Origin of the sequence: Sediminispirochaeta smaragdinae DSM 11293 (assembly GCF_000143985.1) — a bacterium.
GTDB classification, from domain to species: domain Bacteria; phylum Spirochaetota; class Spirochaetia; order DSM-16054; family Sediminispirochaetaceae; genus Sediminispirochaeta; species Sediminispirochaeta smaragdinae.
This window is the reverse complement of the sequence record NC_014364.1, coordinates 97804-117647: the sequence shown is the minus strand read 5'-3', so window position 1 is coordinate 117647 and position 19844 is coordinate 97804. Positions and strand designations below refer to the sequence as shown.

The 19844-nt window shown below is 48.3% G+C and carries 19 protein-coding genes; 11 read left to right on the top strand and 8 right to left on the bottom strand.

Features of this window, described 5'->3' with window-relative positions; translation table 11 throughout:
* From SPIRS_RS00575 to SPIRS_RS21680, 4 genes are all read left to right on the top strand, one after another.
* Nucleotides 1-1461 (top strand): pyridoxal-phosphate dependent enzyme, encoded by a 1461-nt coding sequence (locus SPIRS_RS00575; RefSeq protein ID WP_013252734.1) that lies wholly within the window; start codon nucleotides 1-3, stop codon nucleotides 1459-1461.
* A 40-nt stretch (nucleotides 1462-1501) separates the two neighbouring features.
* Nucleotides 1502-2698, top strand: coding sequence for a knotted carbamoyltransferase YgeW (gene ygeW / locus SPIRS_RS00570; RefSeq protein ID WP_013252733.1), 1197 nt, complete (start codon nucleotides 1502-1504; stop codon nucleotides 2696-2698).
* A 1071-nt stretch (nucleotides 2699-3769) separates the two neighbouring features.
* A complete protein-coding gene (locus tag SPIRS_RS00565; RefSeq protein ID WP_013252732.1) occupies nucleotides 3770-5053 on the top strand; it encodes an amidohydrolase family protein in 1284 nt (427 codons plus the stop codon).
* A 371-nt stretch (nucleotides 5054-5424) separates the two neighbouring features.
* A complete protein-coding gene (locus SPIRS_RS21680; RefSeq protein WP_013252731.1) occupies nucleotides 5425-6066 on the top strand; it encodes a hypothetical protein in 642 nt (213 codons plus the stop codon).
* Between the two features lie 30 nt (nucleotides 6067-6096).
* On the opposite strand, the gene SPIRS_RS00550 is transcribed toward SPIRS_RS21680, so the two are convergent.
* The gene (locus SPIRS_RS00550; protein ID WP_148224000.1) at nucleotides 6097-6327 is read right to left on the bottom strand and encodes a hypothetical protein; all 231 of its coding nucleotides are present in this window, start codon (nucleotides 6325-6327) and stop codon (nucleotides 6097-6099) included.
* A 359-nt stretch (nucleotides 6328-6686) separates the two neighbouring features.
* On the opposite strand from SPIRS_RS00550, the gene SPIRS_RS00545 reads away from it, so the two are divergent.
* From SPIRS_RS00545 to SPIRS_RS00535, 3 genes are read left to right on the top strand one after another with little or no spacing between them, the layout of a single operon-like run.
* Nucleotides 6687-8687, top strand: coding sequence for an FAD-dependent oxidoreductase (locus SPIRS_RS00545; RefSeq protein WP_013252730.1), 2001 nt, complete (start codon nucleotides 6687-6689; stop codon nucleotides 8685-8687).
* Nucleotides 8684-9025, top strand: a complete 342-nt coding sequence (locus tag SPIRS_RS00540) for a 4Fe-4S dicluster domain-containing protein (protein WP_013252729.1) — start codon at nucleotides 8684-8686, stop codon at nucleotides 9023-9025. The genes SPIRS_RS00545 and SPIRS_RS00540 overlap by 4 nt, the downstream gene beginning before the upstream one ends.
* Nucleotides 9022-9558: a DUF1697 domain-containing protein gene (locus SPIRS_RS00535; protein WP_013252728.1), complete on the top strand. Its 537-nt coding sequence runs from the start codon at nucleotides 9022-9024 to the stop codon at nucleotides 9556-9558. The genes SPIRS_RS00540 and SPIRS_RS00535 overlap by 4 nt, the downstream gene beginning before the upstream one ends.
* Before the next feature lie 3 nt (nucleotides 9559-9561).
* On the opposite strand, the gene SPIRS_RS00530 is transcribed toward SPIRS_RS00535, so the two are convergent.
* The gene (locus SPIRS_RS00530) at nucleotides 9562-10275 is read right to left on the bottom strand and encodes a DNA alkylation repair protein (protein ID WP_013252727.1); all 714 of its coding nucleotides are present in this window, start codon (nucleotides 10273-10275) and stop codon (nucleotides 9562-9564) included.
* Nucleotides 10276-10385: 110 nt separating this feature from the next.
* On the opposite strand from SPIRS_RS00530, the gene SPIRS_RS00525 reads away from it, so the two are divergent.
* Together SPIRS_RS00525 and SPIRS_RS00520 are read left to right on the top strand one after the other, a co-directional pair.
* Nucleotides 10386-10802, top strand: coding sequence for a bacteriohemerythrin (locus SPIRS_RS00525; RefSeq protein WP_013252726.1), 417 nt, complete (start codon nucleotides 10386-10388; stop codon nucleotides 10800-10802).
* Between the two features lies 1 nt (nucleotide 10803).
* A complete protein-coding gene (locus SPIRS_RS00520) occupies nucleotides 10804-11208 on the top strand; it encodes a bacteriohemerythrin (protein ID WP_013252725.1) in 405 nt (134 codons plus the stop codon).
* A 9-nt stretch (nucleotides 11209-11217) separates the two neighbouring features.
* On the opposite strand, the gene SPIRS_RS00515 is transcribed toward SPIRS_RS00520, so the two are convergent.
* On the bottom strand, nucleotides 11218-12366 hold the full coding sequence (locus SPIRS_RS00515; protein WP_013252724.1) for a thymidine kinase: 1149 nt from the start codon (nucleotides 12364-12366) through the stop codon (nucleotides 11218-11220).
* A 79-nt stretch (nucleotides 12367-12445) separates the two neighbouring features.
* Between SPIRS_RS00515 and SPIRS_RS00510 the strand changes: the two genes are divergently transcribed.
* Both SPIRS_RS00510 and SPIRS_RS00505 read left to right on the top strand, forming a co-directional pair.
* On the top strand, nucleotides 12446-13408 hold the full coding sequence (locus tag SPIRS_RS00510; protein ID WP_013252723.1) for an 8-oxo-dGTP diphosphatase: 963 nt from the start codon (nucleotides 12446-12448) through the stop codon (nucleotides 13406-13408).
* Nucleotides 13409-13421: 13 nt separating this feature from the next.
* A complete protein-coding gene (locus SPIRS_RS00505) occupies nucleotides 13422-14288 on the top strand; it encodes a DMT family transporter (RefSeq protein WP_013252722.1) in 867 nt (288 codons plus the stop codon).
* Here the strand turns inward: SPIRS_RS00505 and SPIRS_RS00500 are convergent.
* The 5 genes from SPIRS_RS00500 to SPIRS_RS00480 are packed head-to-tail and all read right to left on the bottom strand — an operon-like array spanning nucleotide 14285 to nucleotide 19787.
* Nucleotides 14285-15709: a VWA domain-containing protein gene (locus SPIRS_RS00500; RefSeq protein ID WP_013252721.1), complete on the bottom strand. Its 1425-nt coding sequence runs from the start codon at nucleotides 15707-15709 to the stop codon at nucleotides 14285-14287. The two genes, SPIRS_RS00505 and SPIRS_RS00500, sit on opposite strands and share 4 nt — an antisense overlap.
* Before the next feature lie 19 nt (nucleotides 15710-15728).
* Nucleotides 15729-16604, bottom strand: a complete 876-nt coding sequence (locus SPIRS_RS00495; RefSeq protein ID WP_013252720.1) for an FHA domain-containing protein — start codon at nucleotides 16602-16604, stop codon at nucleotides 15729-15731.
* 13 nt (nucleotides 16605-16617) lie between these two features.
* Complete coding sequence (locus tag SPIRS_RS00490) at nucleotides 16618-18234, bottom strand: serine/threonine protein kinase (protein ID WP_013252719.1); 1617 nt, start codon at nucleotides 18232-18234, stop codon at nucleotides 16618-16620.
* Nucleotides 18231-19259, bottom strand: a complete 1029-nt coding sequence (locus SPIRS_RS00485; RefSeq protein ID WP_013252718.1) for a metallophosphoesterase family protein — start codon at nucleotides 19257-19259, stop codon at nucleotides 18231-18233. Before SPIRS_RS00485 ends, SPIRS_RS00490 begins: the two co-directional genes overlap by 4 nt.
* A 3-nt stretch (nucleotides 19260-19262) precedes the next feature.
* A complete protein-coding gene (locus SPIRS_RS00480) occupies nucleotides 19263-19787 on the bottom strand; it encodes a hypothetical protein (protein WP_013252717.1) in 525 nt (174 codons plus the stop codon).
* Nucleotides 19788-19844 lie beyond the last annotated feature (57 nt).

Here is a 19844-nt window from a genome sequence, read left to right as displayed (position 1 = left end):
ATGATTGATCTTACAACCAACGAAGAACAAATTCAAAAGAACGCCATACGCTGCAAGGAACAGGGGATTCTTTTTCCTACTTTCGCCGAGATGAGAGAGCCGGAAACTATTTCCGAAGATATCAAGAAAAAACTCAAAGATGTCGGACTATGGGATGTTAACTCCCTCAACCTTTACAGGGTGAACTGGCAGAATGAACCTAAGAAGTTCGGCGGAGGTTTCGGAGATGTGAACTATATGGAACTCCCCTCATCTCTGACAGGTACAAGAGCCAGAATTCTGGCTCTTGTCGGAAAATGGTTCCCTACAGGAGCCCACAAGGTAGGGGCAAGCTACAGTTGCCTTGCTCCCCGTCTTGTTACAGGCCAGTTCAATCCCATGAAGGAAAAAGCAGTCTGGCCCTCAACGGGAAATTACTGCCGGGGCGGGGCCTACATTTCCAGACTCCTAGCCTGCGATTCAATAGCAATTCTCCCCGAAGAGATGAGCCAGGAGAGGTTCGACTGGCTCAAGAATATTGCAGGAGAGACCATAGCGACTCCCGGCTGTGAATCAAACGTAAAAGAAATTTTCGACAAATGCCGAGAGCTGACTGAAAGCAGGGGTGACACAATCGAGATCTTCAATCAGTTTGATCAGTTTCCCAACCACCTTTGGCATTATGAGGTCACAGGTCACTCCATGGAAAAAGTCCTGAAAAAAGCTATGGGAGAAGACAGCCGCTTTGCAGGCACATGCCTCTCATCCGGTTCATCAGGAACTCTCGGATCCGGTGAATATCTTAAAACCCTCTACCCAAAGGCAAAACTATCGGTGGCTGAAGCCCTTCAGTGCCCTACTCTTTACAACAACGGATTCGGAGGACATAGAATCGAAGGAATAGGAGATAAGCACGTTCCATGGATTCACAACCTGAAGAATACTGATATGGTAATTGCCATTGATGATGAACAGACCATACGGCTCTTGAGACTTTTTAATGAACCCGTTGGAAGAGAGTATCTAAAAGAGAATGGGGTTCCGGCAGAGCTCCTCGATCAGCTTGACCTTCTTGGAATTTCAAGCATAGGAAACCTTATAGGTACTATCAAAATGGCTAAATATTACGAATTAACCGAAGAAGACGTACTGATGACCATCTTCACAGATTCGTTCGAGATGTACGAAAGCCGACTAAAGGAACTTGAAGAGGCCCGCGGTGCTTACACAAGAGAAGACGCGATTCGGGACTACGAACTGATTAATCAGGTTACCTTTGATCACACAATGGAACTTTCCTACCAGGAACAGAAACGGATTCACAACCTCAAGTACTACACATGGGTCGAACAGCAGGATAAAACCTATGATGAAATCAATGCTCAATGGTACGACCACGACTACTGGACAAACCTTTATAAAGTAACTCCAAAACTGGACGAATTAATAATAGATTTCAACAGGCGAATAAAAGCACTATAGGGAACTTGGTAAAATCAAACCCAAAGGGAGAAATATTGATATGGACAGAATTGGAATTAAAGAAAAAATAAAGTCGCTGTCAAGACTCAGAACAGAAGATATGTACCTGAATGATTTCTTTCACACCTGGAAAAAAAGTGACCAGGAGATAAAGGCTGTTTTTGAAGTTGCAGATATCCTGAGAGGAATGCGAAATAACAATATCTCCACCAGGCTTTTCGACAGCGGTCTTGGAATAAGCCTATTTAGAGACAATTCCACAAGAACAAGATTCAGCTACGCTTCGGCATGCAATATGCTTGGACTTGAAGTTCAGGATCTGGATGAAGGAAAAAGCCAGGTTGCCCATGGCGAGACTGTAAGGGAAACAGCCAATATGATAAGTTTCATGGCCGATGTCATCGGTATAAGAGATGATATGTACATCGGTAAGGGACACACCTATATGAAGGAAGTCGCAGCCAGCGTACAGGCTGGATACGATGCGGGAATTCTGGAACAACGCCCCACCCTTGTTAACCTCCAGTGCGATATAGATCACCCAACCCAGTCAATGGCCGACGCCCTTCACCTTATCAATCACTTCGGAGGAATAGAAAATCTTAAAGGCAAAAAGATAGCCATGACATGGGCTTATTCACCATCCTATGGGAAACCACTCTCTGTACCCCAGGGAATCATGGGCCTCATGAGCCGGTTCGGAATGGCCGTCACCCTCGCGCACCCGGAAGGTTATGAGGTAATGCCTGAAGTGGAAAAAATCGCAGAAATAAATTCCGCGAAATCAGGTGGTACTTTTTCCAAGACAAACTCCATGGCCGAAGCGTTCAAAGACGCGGACATTGTTTATCCCAAAAGCTGGGCACCGTTCAAAGCCATGGAAAAAAGGACTGGTCTCTACGGAAAGGGAGATTTTGACGGAATCGACAAGCTCGAAAAGGAACTTCTTGGTCAGAACGCAGATCATAAGGACTGGGAATGTACCGAAGAACTCATGAATTCAACAAAAGAAGGAAAAGCCCTTTACATGCACTGTCTGCCGGCCGACATCACTGATGTATCATGTGAAAAGGGAGAAGTTGCAGCTTCAGTTTTTGACCGCTACCGTGACCCTCTTTACAAGCAGGCCAGCTTCAAACCCTACATTATTGCCGCCATGATTTTCCTGAGTAAGGTCAAAAATCCCGCCGACCGGCTGGACACAATACTGAATGCAAACCTGCCCAGAATAGTGTAGTGTTTTATAGAGATCCACTGCTTTGCTAAAAAAAGCGGCAATCAGAAAATAGAAATTGATCCTGTCCCCTTCTCTTTAAACATGAAGGGAGGCAGGCTTTTTATTATCGATTATTATCAGAAGCAGCAAAATCTTTAGGATTATCTCTTTTAATGGATTTCCGCTATCAACGATAGTATTGTTCCAAATCGCAGAATTGTTAATAATCTTTATTGGTTCTTCTGGTGTTAGCGTACCACGCATTTTTGAATGCTTCTCAAGAGCTTCAACACCAGAATAGGGATTTCAAGAGATTAGTCTTTCTTTTTTTGCTTGATTAAATACATGTCGTGTAAGCAGATAAGCATATGATTTATTGTAGTTAGACGTAAAGGGTTAAAATTTTTCTCACTTTAGGGTTTCATCAACATACCATCGTGCCAGCTCTCAATATCTGAGGGATTACATGAAGCAAGGCGTTTTTCATACAAAGACAAAACGGCTATCTTCTTACAATACAAAAATTATCGTACCTGATATCGGATCAGCTTTGCTGACCCGACTTGCAGGGCTGGCTTGTACTCAAAGCAGATTCATCTTTCCAAATATATCGATAGATCGTTTCATGACTGATACTAAAAATCTTATGATTCTTCAATACCCGTGCATCTTGGAATTGTTTGTATTTCAGGTGTACTCTCCCTCTTTTCTCTGGAGAAACATACTATGATTTCAATATTCTTTTTTATCGCACTTACTATGTGAATTCACGTTCCAACTCATACCTTTCGACATCCGACGTTACTCATAGGTAATACTCGTTCTGCGAATCTTCGGTTCGCGAAACATAAGCGTAATCCATCTCATTTTCTTTAGAGTAACTTAGTGGTCGTGCTCCGACCGCTTGTAAGTTCACGGTTTTTAGGTTCTATTCCCCTCCTCGCCCGGGGGCTGCTCCCTTTCCCTCACGGTACTATGCGATATCGGTAGCTGTCTCGCATGTCGCCTTGGAAAGTAATGTTGAACAACGCAGGCGACATAACGTATAGTGATTTAATTCAAACATCCCGTTTGCATTGTATTGGAGTAACCATGGTTGATCTAGTGTTGAGAAATTGCGCGGTTGATGGAGAACCGGAATTAATAGATATCGCCGTTGATAAGGGAATGATCGTCAACCGAGGACCTTCCGTGCCTTATCCCTGCCGCCAAGCAATCGACCTTAAGGGACGATTGCTTATTCCAGGATTTATCGAACCCCATCTGCATCTCGACATCGCCTTGATGAATGAGCACGACCGCCCCGGTCGGCCGGCGCCTTTCCAATCCGTACTGGAATTAAACGACATCCTTGAGCGCCGCCGCAAGGACTTCACTCGCCAAGATATCGAACAACGAGCCGGCCGGGCATTGGAGATGGCATCCCGTCATGGTGTGACCGCTGTCCGGGCCCAATGTCATGTTGATACCGAAGTCGGCTTGAAGCATGTCGAAGCGCTCCAGGCTGTGAAGGAAAAATACGCCGGCCGCGTGAGTCTGCAAATCGTGGGATTTCCCCAACAAGGATTGCTACGCGATCCCTGCACACCCGACCTCTTCCGGGAAGCCTTCAAATGCGGTGTCGACGTCATGGGATGCGTGGCCAACACCGACCTCACCCCTGAGGGGCGGATTAACGTCGCCGGCCATATCGACATGGCTTTCAAGCTGGCGATGGAACATGATGTCGACTTGGATACCCACGTCGACCTGACAATTCCGCGTTCAATCGGCTTTGACGACTTCGAAGCCGTGTACCTGGCAAAAAAAACGCTCGAGGTCGGCTATCAGGGCCGGGTCACCGCCGGGCACCTTTGTTCACTGGGATCAGCTGAGCCCGATGTCGCCCAACGCGTGATTGAACTACTCAACGAGGCTCGGATCAGTGTAATCAGCCAACCGGATATGTACCGACTGGCACGTCAAGACGATGTCCATGTTCGCCGTGGTCTGACACGCGTAAAAGAACTCCTGGATGGGGGTGTAAACGTGACTCTGGCATCAAACAACGTACGCGATGTACTACGGCCGGTTGGAAATTTCAACTTGCTTGAAGAGGCCCTGATCCTCTCTTATGGAGCCCACATGGACAGTATCGATCAACTGGACACTCTCATGCGCATGGCAACCTACGGCGGCGCCAAAGCCATCGGTCTGGAAGACTACGGCCTGCAACCAGGGTGCAAAGCAGACATGGTGGTGCTCGATGCTCCCACCCTTTCTGCAGCCATCGTCGGGCAGGTCGAAAAAAACTACGTCTTCAAGGGCGGATGCTTGATGGCCGCCTCGCACACCATCACCGAGCGCTTCAACAAAGCGTCTCACAATCTGAGATAAACGGAAAGATTATTTAAAAACAGAGGTGGTTGATTTCCTCCGGCAAATGAATAACAGAAAAAGTTATCTCGATCGTAACTATCTCCTTATCACCGATTATAAAATACGGTTTTTGTTCAATAAAGCAATTATGTATTGTTTCTTTGACATAGGTTACTTCGTGTGGGGAAGTACTTCCCACAATTCCGGCGATAGGAAGACCATGAGCGTCTGCGATTGCCATGATCTTGGTGCCTTTGCCACGTTTTGTCTTGCCAACAGCAGCGCCCCTTTTTTTGCGGGAGCGAATGTCCCGTCAATAAAGGTTTCTCGTACATCAATTTTGCCTCTTTCATAGAGGTCTTCAGCTATTTCTTTTATGAGAATCTGGAATGTACCGTTTCGAACCCATTCCTGGAATCTTCTATGGCAGGTTTGATAGGATGGTTACCTATCCGGCAGTTCTTTCCATGGTGCACCAGTACGAAGAATCCAAAGAATCGAAGGAGATAGAAAAGCTGTGTTTGACTGATGAAGGCTATCAACCATTTCGGATTTATGACTTTGATGGTGATTTTTCTATTCTAAAAAATCCTCTCAAGATTTTTTTTAAAACTCTATGGGACGGAGTATTACACTTGTCGATAATTCGGAAAAGGATAGGGTCTTTAGACGATTACTATGATGATTTTGTAAGAACGAATACAAAGGATATGTGTCCTTACTGCGGATTATATCTTATTGATGAAGTAGATGTAAAAACATGGGAGGCCTTTGATCACTATGTACTTAAGCGTATTTATCCATTTCTTTCTGTAGATTTCAAGAATCTGGCTTCGATGTGCAACAAATGTAATAGTGGAAACAAGGGGAATAAAGATCCTCTGCATGATTCAAGTAACAACAGAAAAAAAGCCTTTTATCTTTTTAAGGAAGATTACGGTCAAATTGAAATAAAAGTAACGCTTGCTCATGGAGACTACGAAAACCTTTTCTTGAGGCTTGTGATGAGAAAGGTATGCTTGGATAGATAGACTTGATGGTTTCATGTGTGCGGAATTTAATCACGGACGCTCCGCAGCCTCAAGCCATTCATTGATGCCGTTAATTCCCAAAGACAATACCTTGTCCTGGGCAGAGACAACTCTAAGAAGCATTTCTCCGTTGTCTGATTCTTCCCGTTCCTCAGCCTCTGCAAAGACAGCAAGACACAATTCAACAATATCAATCGGTATAAAAAGAAAATTATCCCCGCAAAACATCTTTGATACCTGCTTTGCCACAGTTATTGACATGTCCGAGTTCACCCCTTCGCGGATTCCGATAAGACAGATATCTTTTTTGTGTTTGAAATTACCGGAATGAGTCCATACCATTGAGGCTCCGTGCCACGCATCAGAACTGTTCAATTTTTTTAGCTCTTCAATAAAAACGATCAAGCAGGATCTTAAAATTAAGAGCTTTTTCGGGATAAGTAAAAATGCTATGTATACTCAATATAGATACCATGATAACTTTTTTTACTGAAAGATTTGGCTTAATAGACTAAAATCAGATTTAATTTTATTTTGGACAGTCATGATCGGGTACATTGATCCGATCGAACTTACCTCGATCGACAATATGAGCTGGAAATGGCTCGAAAGGAGGGCATATGAGTACGTGGCATGAATATCTAAACGAAGGGAACCCCGTTCCTCTCTGGCCCTACCCGGTAAACTACGGCCGAGAAAACAGACTCTCCACCGATGTTCTTATTTTCGGTGGAGGAATTGCGGGCTCTCATGCGGCAATAGGTGCCCGAAAGGCGGGAGCCCGGGTTTTAGTCGTTGAGAAAGAAGCAACGAAATGGAGCGGAAACGGGGGAGCAGGAGTAGACCATTGGTTATCGGCCTGTACGAACCCCTGTTCGAAGATTACCCCGGAAGAATATACCAAGCGAGTCCTCATCGACTGTGGAGGCTACGACTGCGGACCTTTGCGCTATATCTCGTCCAGGGAAAGCTGGGAGGCCCTTCTCGATTGCGAGTCTATGGGTGTTAAGATACGTGATACAGATGAGGAATTTAAAGGCGCTGCTTTTCGCGATGAAGAAACAGGGCTCTTGTTCGCCTATGATTACGAAAACCGCTGCGAAATTCGCGTCTGGGGGCATAACATAAAGCCCTCCCTTTACAAAGGGATGCGCAAGCTTGGCGTTGAAATCCTGGATCGGGTGATGATTACCGCTTTCCTTGTTGAGGGTGAAGGTGCGTCCCGCAGGGTCTGCGGAGCCATGGGAATCCACACCCGCACCGGCGAGTTCTATATCATCGAAGCAAAGGCCGTTGTTCTGGCCACGGGGCTTCCCGGTCGTATCTGGAACTTTTCCACGGAATATCGATCCACTTTTCGCGACCCGAACTGTACGGGAGAAGGGGTTTCCGCCGCATGGCGGGCCGGGGCCGAGTTCACCCGATTGGAAGAGTCCTTCCCCGATTCCGGAACCCTTGCCTACATCTCTTATGCGGTAGGAAATGCCCATAACACCTGGCACGGCTGCCCCATTGTGGATGCAAACGGTAAGGAAATTCCCTGGGTAGACCGGGATGATAAGGAGCTCTCTTCTATCGAGGAACGGTTTCGTCCCGCACAGGGACAGCGCTTCATGCTGGGCGACGGGTTACGGGTTCCTCCCAGTTACGAAAACCAAAACAAAAAACTCGCCCCGGATCTTCCCGATAGGATTCGCAGCGGAGAGTTCGTACTCCCCCTCTACGCAGACCTTTCCCGTATGCCGGAAAAAGAGCGAAGAGCTATCTTCGGCCTTATGGTCGGCAACGAAGGAAGGACGCGCATACCGGTTTATGAAACCCTAACGAAAGCAGGTTTCGACCCCGACAAGGACATGCTCGCGGTACCGGTCATGGACCCATCAGCCTATTGTCATTCCAATTTCTGGGCAGGGGTGGGAGCACCCCAATGGCGCATGTGGGGTTGTGGCGGCGTGGTGGTCGACTGGGACCTGAGGACCAACCTGGAAGGGCTCTATGCTGCAGGAGGGGCCGTATTTGGGGCCGGTGCCCATTCCGGAGCCGCTGCAAGCGGCCGGTTTGCCGGACGCAGGGCCGCCGATTTTGCATCATCGGCCGAGGAAGTCCCGGTGGACGACGAGCAGATCAAACGGGAAAAAAAGCGTGTCTACGCCCCTCTCAACCCCGAGGGGCACCCCATCGGCTGGAAAGAACTGAACGCCGGCATAGGACGGGTGATGCAGGACTACTGCGGCCAGTTCAAGAGCGAGGGGGGGCTTTCCGAAGGCCTGAGACTCATCGGAGAAATCCGAGAGTCCGAAGCAGCCTCAGTTTCCGCTGCCAATCCCCATGAGCTTATCCATGCCGTCGAGTGTCTTGCCATGCTCGATGTCTGCGAGGCTGTTATCCACGCCAGCCTGGCACGTAAGGCTTCCAGCGATTACCTCTGCTTCAACCGGATCGATTATCCTAGGATGGACCCTCCCGAATGGAGAAAGCTCATAGCCCTTCGCAAAGGCAAGGAAGGGGCAGAAATCCGTGATTTGCCCTTCGATTATTTTCTAAAGGATTCCAATGCTCCCAGTTTGGAAGAAAACTACCTGGCCCACGGCGGCCTTTCAGGAAAGGAGGCACACAAATGAACAGCCCTCGCATGCTGCCCAATCCCCCAACCCCAAATGAGCCGATCCAGTTCGCCTCCGACATTTGCAACGGATGCAACCTCTGCGTGAATATCTGCCGTTCAGATGTCCTGATGCCTCATCCGGAAAAAGGCAAGCCGCCCATCGTACTCTATCCCGATGAGTGCTGGTATTGCGGAACCTGTGTGCTCGAATGCAACAGGAAAGGAGCAATAAAACTTGTCCATCCGATGAATCAAAGCGTTACTGTTATCTGGAAGCGAAAGGCCACAGGAGAAAATTTTCGTCTTGGCATGAAGCATCCACCGGCCCCCAACACAAGAAAGCCTTGCTCATGAATCAATATGCAGCATTTCTGAAGGGAGTAAACGTCGGAGGGAAGAACCGCCTTTCCATGGCCGAACTACGGGAGGCCATGGAAAGGCATGGCTTCTCGGCACCGAAAACCTATATCAACAGCGGTAATATTCTCTTTTTCCATAATGCAGAAAAAAGCGAAGTAAAAAAAGAGCTGCAAGATATGATCGAACAGGCTTTCGGTCTGACTATCGAAGTGGTGGTAAAGACGAAAGAGGAGATCAACGACACGCTGCAGAGCGACCCCTTTGATACAACAACCGAAACAGAGCCTGCCAAAAAGATGGTTATGATGCTGACAAGTAAGGTAGACCCGGAAAGATTTGCTTCGATAGAAGCAGATGACAAAATCATCGAAAAAACCTACGAAAGAGGAGATCTTCTTTATATCTATTATAGAAACGGAGCAGGCAGGTCAAAACTGACCATCGACTATGTGGAAAAAGTCTTAGGGACCAGTTGCACCGCACGTAATTGGAATACCCTTCTCAAAATGAAGGAAATACTGGAATAAGATTCATTGTTTTGCCATTGCCTTTACACGCAGCTCTTTCGGCATTTTCTCGATGGCATAGCGCAGGGAGGTCCTCGGCATCATGGCTTTCTTGCTCATGACATAATCATAAACCTCCCGTTGATGGGCCTGACTTGCCGCCTTCAGCATCCAGCCGTAGCCTTTCTGCACCAAGTCATCTTGATCAAGCAGCAATGTATCCGCAATCTCAAAAATATCTTCAAGAAAAAGTCCCGACCTTGCAGGGATGATAAGCGACACCGCAGCGGCCCGACGCATCCAACGACCCTCGCTTTTCGCCCACCTTTTCAGGTTTTCGATATATTCGGGGTACATTTCGACAAAGGCACCCACCGTATGGTTACAGAGGGTATCGCAAGAGGCCCAGTTACTCACATAGTGCTCCACCCATCCTTCGAAAATCACAAAATCATCGGGGATGAACGTCTCACGTAAGGCGTAGGCCCAATGGCATGCAATAAAGCTCTCTTCCATGTACCCCGACTTCCAGAGCTCTTCGCATAAGGCGAGAATTGTATTCTTATCCAAGCCTTTAAGTTCACGAAAACCGGATTTCGCAATCTTTGTTACCACAGAGGTCTTTACGCCGTAGCTCTTGGTTTCTTCCTTGAAAAAGCGCTTTCCACTTTCACGAACAGAATCATCACCGTGCAGCGCCAGCTCGTTTCGAACAAATTCGACCACGTTCCCTTCCATGACACAAGCCTATACTGCAAAAAACTCTTCGGCAAGCATCTAAATTTGCATTCATATCTCTTGTTTCATAGAATTTTTATCAACAATAGCATTACGACCAGGAGGTTACTATGGGATTTATGGCTTGGAGCTCGAAATTCGAACTGGGCATCCCGGAGATGGATGAGCAACATAAAAAGTGGCTCGAGATTCTGAATAGTTTTTATGACCATCTTAGCGACAAAGACCTTACTACCCAAATGAAAGGCCTCATTCAGGATGTTATCGACTATACACAGTATCATTTTTCGGAAGAAGAAAAGCTCATGGCAAGTATCGGTTACCACGAACTGAATCAGCAAAAGCAGATGCATAAAGAGATAACAGATAAAATCATTCGATTCAAACAGCGTTTGGATGCCGGAAATTTGGTGATATCAACAGCCGTAACCTCCGAACTGAAATCATGGTTCAAAGAACATATCATGGTCGAAGACAAAAAATATGCCGAGAAGTATTTTCAGGTAACACAAAAAGGAGGGATATGACATGAGTTTAATAACATGGAATTCGGACTACGAGCTTGGGATCCCCGGCATCGATGCACAACACAAAAAATTTGTAGAAATTCTCAATACGTTTTATGATCAGCTTGCCGCTAGCGATATTGAAAGCAAAACAAAAACCTTGCTGGATGAAGTTCTTGATTATACACTCTATCACTTTATCGAAGAAGAACGGTTTATGACAAAGATGGGCTACGAAAAACTTGAAGAGCACAAACGGCTTCATGAGGAGATAAGAGGAAAGATCCAGGCTTTTCGTACATCAATGGATGAGGGGAAACTGGTAATGTCAATGAAAATAACCTCGGAACTCAAAGATTGGATTAAAAACCATATTTTAATCGAAGATAAAAAATATGCCGAGAAGTATTTACAAACTCAACAATAGCGGAAAAGCCTAAAAACCGTCGAGTATCTGTTGATCCAGATTAACGAGTCGGCCATTTTCCGATAAGGTTTTTTTCATGTATACCCGGTCCAGCCCTAATTCATTTACGAGTTTCAACAGCAATTCTTCGGGGATCAGGTTTTGCTCGGCATAAAGATAGATAAGGGCACGCTCGGCAATGCGGGCAACCTTGAGGGCATTCAGGTTTACCCGTTGTTCCTCATCGTGTCCGAATTTATCCCGCAGATGACGAGCGAGAAGGGAATTCCCTTTTCGCTCCTGTAAGGCTGCAAGCTCCCGTTTCAGCGGATCACTATTGCCTCCGCTGGCCTGTTGACCGAGAGGTTTCAAGGTAAAAAAGGTGTACTCCTTGCCGGGGAGGTAATGGTGGCGATCGCAGCGGGTACAATAATTCGGTTCCACGGCATCCTCTTTTTTTCGATCCCCCCCAATCACAATGAGCGGATCAAAATAGAGAGCGGGACACTCCTCTCCATCTATTTGGTAGTAGCGGTAGGTATAGAAAGAATCCTCAAGACAGTCGGGATGCTCACAGTAAGCGGTCAAGGGAAAAACATCGGTGGCGGTTTCGAGCATGAGTCGGGCCGTGGGATTGAAAATATCGCGCCTGAAATTCAGGATCAAAGCAGGAAAGATGAAGATAAGTCCACGACGTTGGCATTCGTTTCGTACAACGTATACAAGCCGCTCATCGTAAAAACTGGCCTCATCAACGATCCAGGTACCGATTTCCGGCATGTCGTGTACAAGCTTTTCAAGGGCAAAGGAGTCACTTATCCTGGCGATGTAATCGCCGCAACGCTCATATCCACCCCGATAGGCAAGAGCATCCTCCGGATAATCGGGAAATCGCTGGGTGTCCAGTAACGAACGAATAAAAAAAACCTTCCTGCGATCGGCCCCGTCGGTACTGGTTTCCCGAGCAATAGTTTCGCTTTTTGTCAGGGCAACCTGAGCATCGCGCCAGACTCGCGCCGAATACTCGGTTTTGCCCGATCCCATAGGCCCGATGACAAGGATTCGCCGATCGGGACGGCTAAAATCGAAATGATTAAAGGAATGGTGCACCCGCACACTGGGAAATCCGAGGCTTTTGAGAAAACTGATGGTCTCCGGATTGTTCTTGACTTCGTTCATGGCAGTTATTGTACCCGGAACGGATGGCTCTGGCCAGATAAACCTTGACCTGGGGCCGGTGAGAGAGTAATGTGCTTCCATGCTTGCTGAAAAACTATCAACCCCTATTTATTATCTGATGCTTTCGATCATGATCCTCAATCTTTTTCAAAGAAAGCATATGGCAACAGGAGAGAAGAAACGTTTCGCCACCCTGTGGCTTGCCGGAACTCTTCTTATCTTACAGATCGAGATCGGACTTCTCGCAGCGAATAAACAACCCGATTGGATGCTCATTCCCGCCTTTGCCCTTTACGCAGTCATCCTTTTTTTGCTGAGAAAGAAGATCTTTGTCTTCCGGCGAACCTGCGCCTCTTGCGGCGCACCTTTAGCCAGCAGGGAGTTTATCGGCAGAGATGATAACCTCTGTGCCAACTGCGCTCCGACACCGGAGGGAGAAGAGAAGCCGGAAGAGGAAAAGGAAGAGAAGCCTCAGCCGATAACCATCGCACCTCCAGAGATAGATGAAGAGAACCGTCATACACTGGGAAAGGGTACGCCTCGAGAAGAGATCCCCCGGGATACAGACGGAATCGATTGGGATGCCTGGGAATTTGCGGAAAAAGCGGTCCTCTGCTATCTCTTTCGAGGAGATGAGGTACTACTGATACATAAGAAAACAGGGCTGGGCAGGGGCCTTGTAAATGCTCCCGGCGGTAGGATAGAGGCAGCGGAAATGCCTATGGATGCGGCAATCCGTGAAATGCAGGAAGAGACCGGCATTACGCCAAAAGAGCTGAAAGAGGTTGCCAGCCTCCATTTCATCTTCACCGACGGCTATTCGCTCAAAGGAACGGTTTTCTTTGCCTATGACCATGAAGGCGAAGCACGAGCAACCGATGAAGCCGATCCATTCTGGACCCCAGTGGGGGAAATCCCGTTTGATAAGATGTGGGAAGACGATGCTCTCTGGCTTCCGAAAGTCCTTGAAGGGAAAAGGGTTTCCGGCTATTTCATCTTTGAGGATGAAGCCATGGTAAGCCAAAAGATCATCGAATCATAAGGTACTACATACAATGACCCATCTCATGCTCATCGCCGCGGCCTTTATCTGGGGAATAAATCCGATGATCATGAAAATAGGCCTTGCGACCATTGATCCCCTTCGCTACAACACCCTTCGACTGCTACTGGCTTTTCTTGTCTCTCTTATATTCGTTCTGCTGGGAAGACGCTGGAAGCCTGTAGCAAAAGAGGATAGGAAGCGGTTCATTGCGGTAGGGCTCGGTGGTTTTTTTATCTTCCAGGGTGGCTACACCTTTGGTGTACACGATACGGCGGCAAGCATTTCGGCAATTATCCTCGCCTTGCTTCCTGTTTTCGTTGCCGTCATCTCCATTGTAACCCGACAGGAAAAAATCACTGTAAAAAAGGCCCTGGGAATAGCCCTTTCGGTTCTCGGTGTGCTGGCCATTACCGCCGGAGGAGAAGCTGTTTCCGTCAAGGGCACCTACCTTCGAGGGGTCCTACTCCTGGTCATCGCAGAGTTTGCCTATGCCGTATACACCGTGTACGTACGCCCGCTTACAAAACGATATTCCATCGAACAAATTGTCTGTATTGTGATCTTCATCGTACTGCTCCCCTTTCTGCTGATTTCGCTTCCCGTTTTTTTGCGGTCGGGTCTTTTTTTCCCGACGCTGGCTGAATCCTTCAGCATCGGGTATGCTGGGACCTTCGGGATTCTGATCGGAAATGTCCTTTGGAGTCATGGAGTAAAACGAATCGGCAGCACCGGCACAAGCATGTACAGCAATCTTAGTCCGATCTTCGGTGTCATCGCTGGTTTTCTTGTACTCGCCGAGCGCCTCGCCCCTCTCCAGATAGCCGGAGGAGCAGCCGTGCTCCTCGGTGTTTGGGTCGTGAACAGAAAAAAGGCTTAGTTCTTACCCTCGTCCGGTTCTTCAAAAACGATGGTGGTCCCTTCGATATTAAGTACATCTCCACCGCTCAGTCGTCTTTCCCCCTTGAGCGGTTGGTTGTTGACGCTAACTCCGGCCCCCCCCACAATGGTGTAGTTTTTCTGTTGCTTATCGAACACAATGGTTACATCCCGGTCATGAGGAACCCCTCTGCCGGAAAGGGTAAGATCTGCCTGTTCCCCTCCTCCGATCACTGTCTTTTCCTGCTGTATCGCAATGGTTGCCGAACTGATCTTCGTACCATATCCTGCACGAAGAATCCGCAAGGCAGCGTCGGAATGGAAGGTTCGGTTGCGAATCAAGAGAAGCAACAGCCAGATAAGAAGCACGGCGGGTAGAATCAAAAAGATTTTCCAAGGGAAAGGAACCACCGGCCGGCCGAACATGGTTGAGGTATAGTAGTAACGAACGGCTTCACTGTTTCCCTCAGGGCTTTTATGAATCAGTTTGACATAGGTCTTGTCAGCGGGAAACATCCCGGCCCGATAGCGGATCAGGTACTCTCCATCGATTTTTTGCCGAATGTCATGGTAGATGCCTGTCAACTCCTCCTGGTCTTTTGCATCATAGACCGCTCCCCCGGTTTTGAGCGCCATCTCACCAAGGTATTGGTCCTTTTCCAAGCCGAAATGGATAGCGTACAAGGTAACACCATTGCGGATATACTCCTCCACAACCTCATCCGGGCTAAGCTGCTGATTCCCGTAGATGGGATGAGGGTTCCCACTATGGGTCGCATAGGAGTAATCCTCCCCGTCGGAGAGGACAATGACGGCCCGGCGCCCGGACCGCTCTCCCACAGGAAGCGCCATATCGGCAAGCGCGTGATAGAGTTCCGTATACGATTCGTCTGTTCCCGGGCGGCGGATACCGGAAAGCAGCATATCCATCACCACGGGATCCCCGGCCTCATCCGCATGAAGTACAACATTGGTATTGAAGGTGGCAAAAGAGACGCTATCTCCGGCATGAAAGGAAGACCCCACAAAGGTCCGAAGCGCATTACGAGCATAGGTGGTACGCATGAGAGCAGGATCGCCAGTGGGATCACCGGAAAGGGTATCATACATACTCCCGGAATTATCCATCAGTAGGAGGATGGATAGGCCTTGTGATTCGTGCGGGTTCGGAGCTAGCGATCGGATAAGCATAGGTTCGGAAAAAGTATCGGGATCATCCGATTCAAAAAGCTGAAAAGAATCCCCGGATATCCCCTTCAGGGGAGTTCCGGTATCATCGGTCAGAGAAACATAGAGATCAACCGACTGGGAAAGAAGCAGTGATGAAGAATCTATCTGCGTAATCTGCAGGGTCTCTGCAGAAAGTGTAAAAGCAGGCGCCAAAAAAACAGTTATACAAACAACAGCGGCGAAACGATTCATACAAAACCCCCATGATCCTCTATTCGGTAAGATAACAGATCTTCAGGGAACCGACCTGAATCACATCTTCATATTTTAGTAAGCGCTCTCCCCGGAGCGGTTCCTCATTGACCTTAGTCCCTGCTTTCCCGGAGATATCCTTTATGTAGAGTTCTTTTCTCTTGGAATAAAAACGTATATGCCGAGGCTCAATATCGTGATACCCCTCTGCACTGATATCGTTAGAAGAAGAGGTCCCCACAAAAAAGGAGGATTGGGAGAGGCTGTATTCCCGTCCCCGCTGAGGCCCGTTAAGAACGTGAAGGATACCAAAGGAGAAGCTTCGTTCGGCAACCGCGTAGCCGATTCCCACAAGCAGGCCGAACAAAATAAAGCCAACGGCTCGTATCATAAGAAGCTCCGAAAAATGGAGACGGATCAACTCAATGGCAGCCCCACCGGCCGCTCCGCCGATAATCCCTCCCAAAGCACCTATTGCCGTCTTCCTCAGGCTACGGACTCTGATACCATCCACAGCGCCGACAAAGAGCCCAAGAAGCGCCCAGCCGATTCCCCTTGCTACGGGGACAGCAAGGTAGTTGGATGTTTTATCAAGGATGAAAAAGAGCACCCCCTGGCCGAAAAGAAAACCGACCACCCCTCCGATTACTCCAACCGCCGCACCACTTGCAAGCCCATGTCCAAGTTTCTTTCCGTTCCGTGAGGTCAGCCCCTCTCCCGAGCCGAAAAAAAGGCCGAGAACGAGACCGAAGAGGGCCCCCTGGACAATGCTGAAGATAAAATAGCCCGGAAAAAGCGACTGAAATGAAAGGACAAGCTCCATCAGCGGCCATGCAGCCGCACCGGCAAGAATTCCCAAGGCTATGATAATGATTCTTTTAAGACCGATACTCATGCTTCGGCTCCTTTCATAGTTTTGATTTCTCCAATCGTGGGTTGAGATAGAGTGTACTTTGATCTTCCCGAATCAAAAGACTAAATTCCTTTTCTGTGTATCCCGGGGCAGAAATGCGAAATCGATATACCGACCCGGTTGTAAGTCCCTCGGCAAGCTCATCACTCCAGGGAGTCCACCTTCCGCCCGTTTTGAGTTCAATAAGGGAAATCGGGGTAATATCAACCCAGGTATCACAATCCTGAACAAAAAAATCGACCGAAAGCGGAAGCGTATGGGAGCTTGTGCACAGGGTGATGGTACGTCCCTGCTCACCCTGGTAAAGATTATGCTGTTCCTTTATGGTATGGAGCCTAAAGGTGTTCCAAAACAAGTTGTTCTCTATCTGAACCTTAAGACGATAATCACCTGAAGGAAGGAAAACCCGCCTGCTGACAAAGTTCAGGTCTCCTTCCCGCTCTTCTGAGGGGAGAAGACGAAAATGTATCGGATCAATATCGAGGGCTGTTCCGTCTTCACCTGTATCGGCAAAAAGCCAACCCCGCAAGTAAAGATCCTTCGGCTCCTTATAGGAATGATCCAGATGCAAGGCAATTCTCAACTCACCATAGCTGTCGGCAAGAAAGAGGCGCTGGTACCAGCCGCTACGATATGCACTACCGAGCAAAAGGAACAATAAAAAGAACACGGGTAGGGCTATTGAAAAAAAACGTCGGAGCTTTCCTAGCTTCTTTCGTGGAGTGGATTCCAACGTTCCTCCGGAAATTGCCTTTTTCAGCTGCTCCTTAAGAGCTTCGACCGGTTTACGGTGGAAGTAACGGTCCAGGCGACGAAGCAGAGAGGTAAGATTTTGATAACGTCGTCTTGGTTTAGGATGCATCGTCTTTTTGACGATCGAAGAGACAAAACGGTTCACCTTGGGATTAAGGCGACGGGGAGCAGGATGCTTTCCCTTGGTAATCGCCGCTATTAAATCGGCGGTATAACCGCCGGGATAAGGCTTTTTCCCTGTGACACTCTCGTACAACATCACCCCGAGAGAGTAGATATCGGCCCGCTGGTCGACATTCCTGCTATTTTCGAACTGCTCGGGAGCCATATACGAGGGAGATCCCAGGGTCATACCGTCCCGAGTCAGCCCCGCTTCCCCATCCTCCTCCTTGGAAGAGGCGATACCGAAATCCACCAGTTTCACCTCTCCCTTTTTCGAGATGAGAATATTCGCCGGTTTGATATCACGGTGAACGACCCTTCGTTTGTGGGCATAATCGAGGGCCTTACACACCTCCCGAAAAATGTAGAGAGCCATATCGTTTGAGAGGTAACGTTCCCGCCTGATAAGCTGCTCCAAAGAAAGGCCGTCGATATATTCGAGGACAATATAGTGGGAGCGTCCTTCCTTGAAATGGTCATATATATCGACAATATTGTCGTTGCGAAAATCCATGAGGATTTTTGCTTCCCGACGAAAGCGTTCGGCAAAATCAGGATTCCCCCGCAGGGTCAGTTTCTTGATGATCACATAACAATCAAGGGTAGGGTGCACCCCCTTGTAGACGGCCCCCATTCCACCTGTTGCTATGAGATCTATGATCTTATACTTTCCGATCATCTCCGGAGGCCGATTCATGGCGTTTCCTCTGATATTTCAAGCTCCGAACGCTCTAAAAGCGCCGCCGGATCCCCAGAAACATCGACAATATCCCGCTCAGGGTCGAAGGGCCGTCCGGAATCTGCCAGGGCAACCTGGAAGGAAACGGGATTATGAAGCTGGATAAAACGTCCCGAAGCCCGAAGGGAGTAACGTCCTTCTATGGTTCGATGCCCGCCGAAATAGACCGCCTGGTCGGGGGATGCACAGAAACTCTCTATCATCGTTTGTACACTTCCCTCCTCTGAGCCGTCGTTAGGGGTCCAGGTAAGTCCCTCCACCACATCATCAAGCGAACGATAACGGATCACCTCCTCACGGGAAAAGGAGCGTGCCGGTTCTGCATGGGAAACCATAAAGTTACCATCCGCAGCAACAAGGGGAAGCGCACGTTCAAAATCGGCATAGGACTTCAGAAAATCATCACCGTAGAATTTCTGAAGATAAACGCGGACCATTTCACCCTCCAAAACAAATTTTCGAAAAGGATGATCTCCGTTTCCCTCCCTGTTGAGGATATTCTCATGGTTTCCTTTGAGAAAGTGGAAACGATCGGGAAAGGCGAGTTTCAGCCGCATCACCAGTTCCATTTGTCCCAGTCCCTCCAGCATCTCCTCATCCATTGCTTCATGACGGAAAAAGCCCTCCAGAAGCTCCTGCAAAGCGACCTGCCACCGCTGATAGCCTCTGGCTTCGGAGTGCAAACCGTCACCCACGCAGACCATCGTCCCCGACCCCTCTTTCATCAGGTCGATAAAGGGTCGGCCTTCTACGGGAAAAACCAGGGCGTGCAGGAGAAAGGGGATTCTTGCATGGAGATCGGGGACAATCATGGTGATCCCTTCCTGCAGACGAATAAGCCCTCCAGGGCGATTATGCTCATCTCGGGGACGTACAAGCTGGTCCTCTCCCTTGAGTTTATCTGTCGCGGCTTTCACGATGTGCAGATACGCTTCCCGGGGGGGAAGCGTTCTGCGTGTGACTATCGAAGGCAAAAAAAACATAGGCTACTGAATGATGGTCTTGTTCACGTCCACAAAGCTTTCGGTAAGAATCCTCGTCGCCTCGGCCAAAAGTTCTTCCTGTTCCTCTTCAGCCATATCGCTCGAAACAACCGCAATTTTGAATATCGGAGAGCTTTTTTCAATGGGGCCGTCGATGAAAGATACGACCGAATCAACCTCTACATCCCCGGAAAGAGAAGCGGCATCGCTGTCAATCGATTCGGGAACATCATTCCGTATCCCGATGCTTCGGTAGGCGGCACTTCTGGCCGCCCCTACCATCGGACCCAAGGTAATCAGGCTCCCTGAATAGGTCATAAGCAGAGCACCTCGCTCATCATCCGCAAAAAAGGAATCAACCACCTCCATTCCACGAGATTCTACCTCACTATCGAATGCCTCCATCTTTTCCATCCAGGCATTCTCCAATTGTTTCAGAGAATCTTCGTTACCGGGAAGGCCGGCTGTTTTCACCAGGAGCTTGAGATGGTCTCTGATCTTTCCTTCAATACCATTTCCATCCGTCATGGATCTGCCTCCTCATCTTTAACTAGTGCATTGAACGTACTACCCATGGCGTTGAAA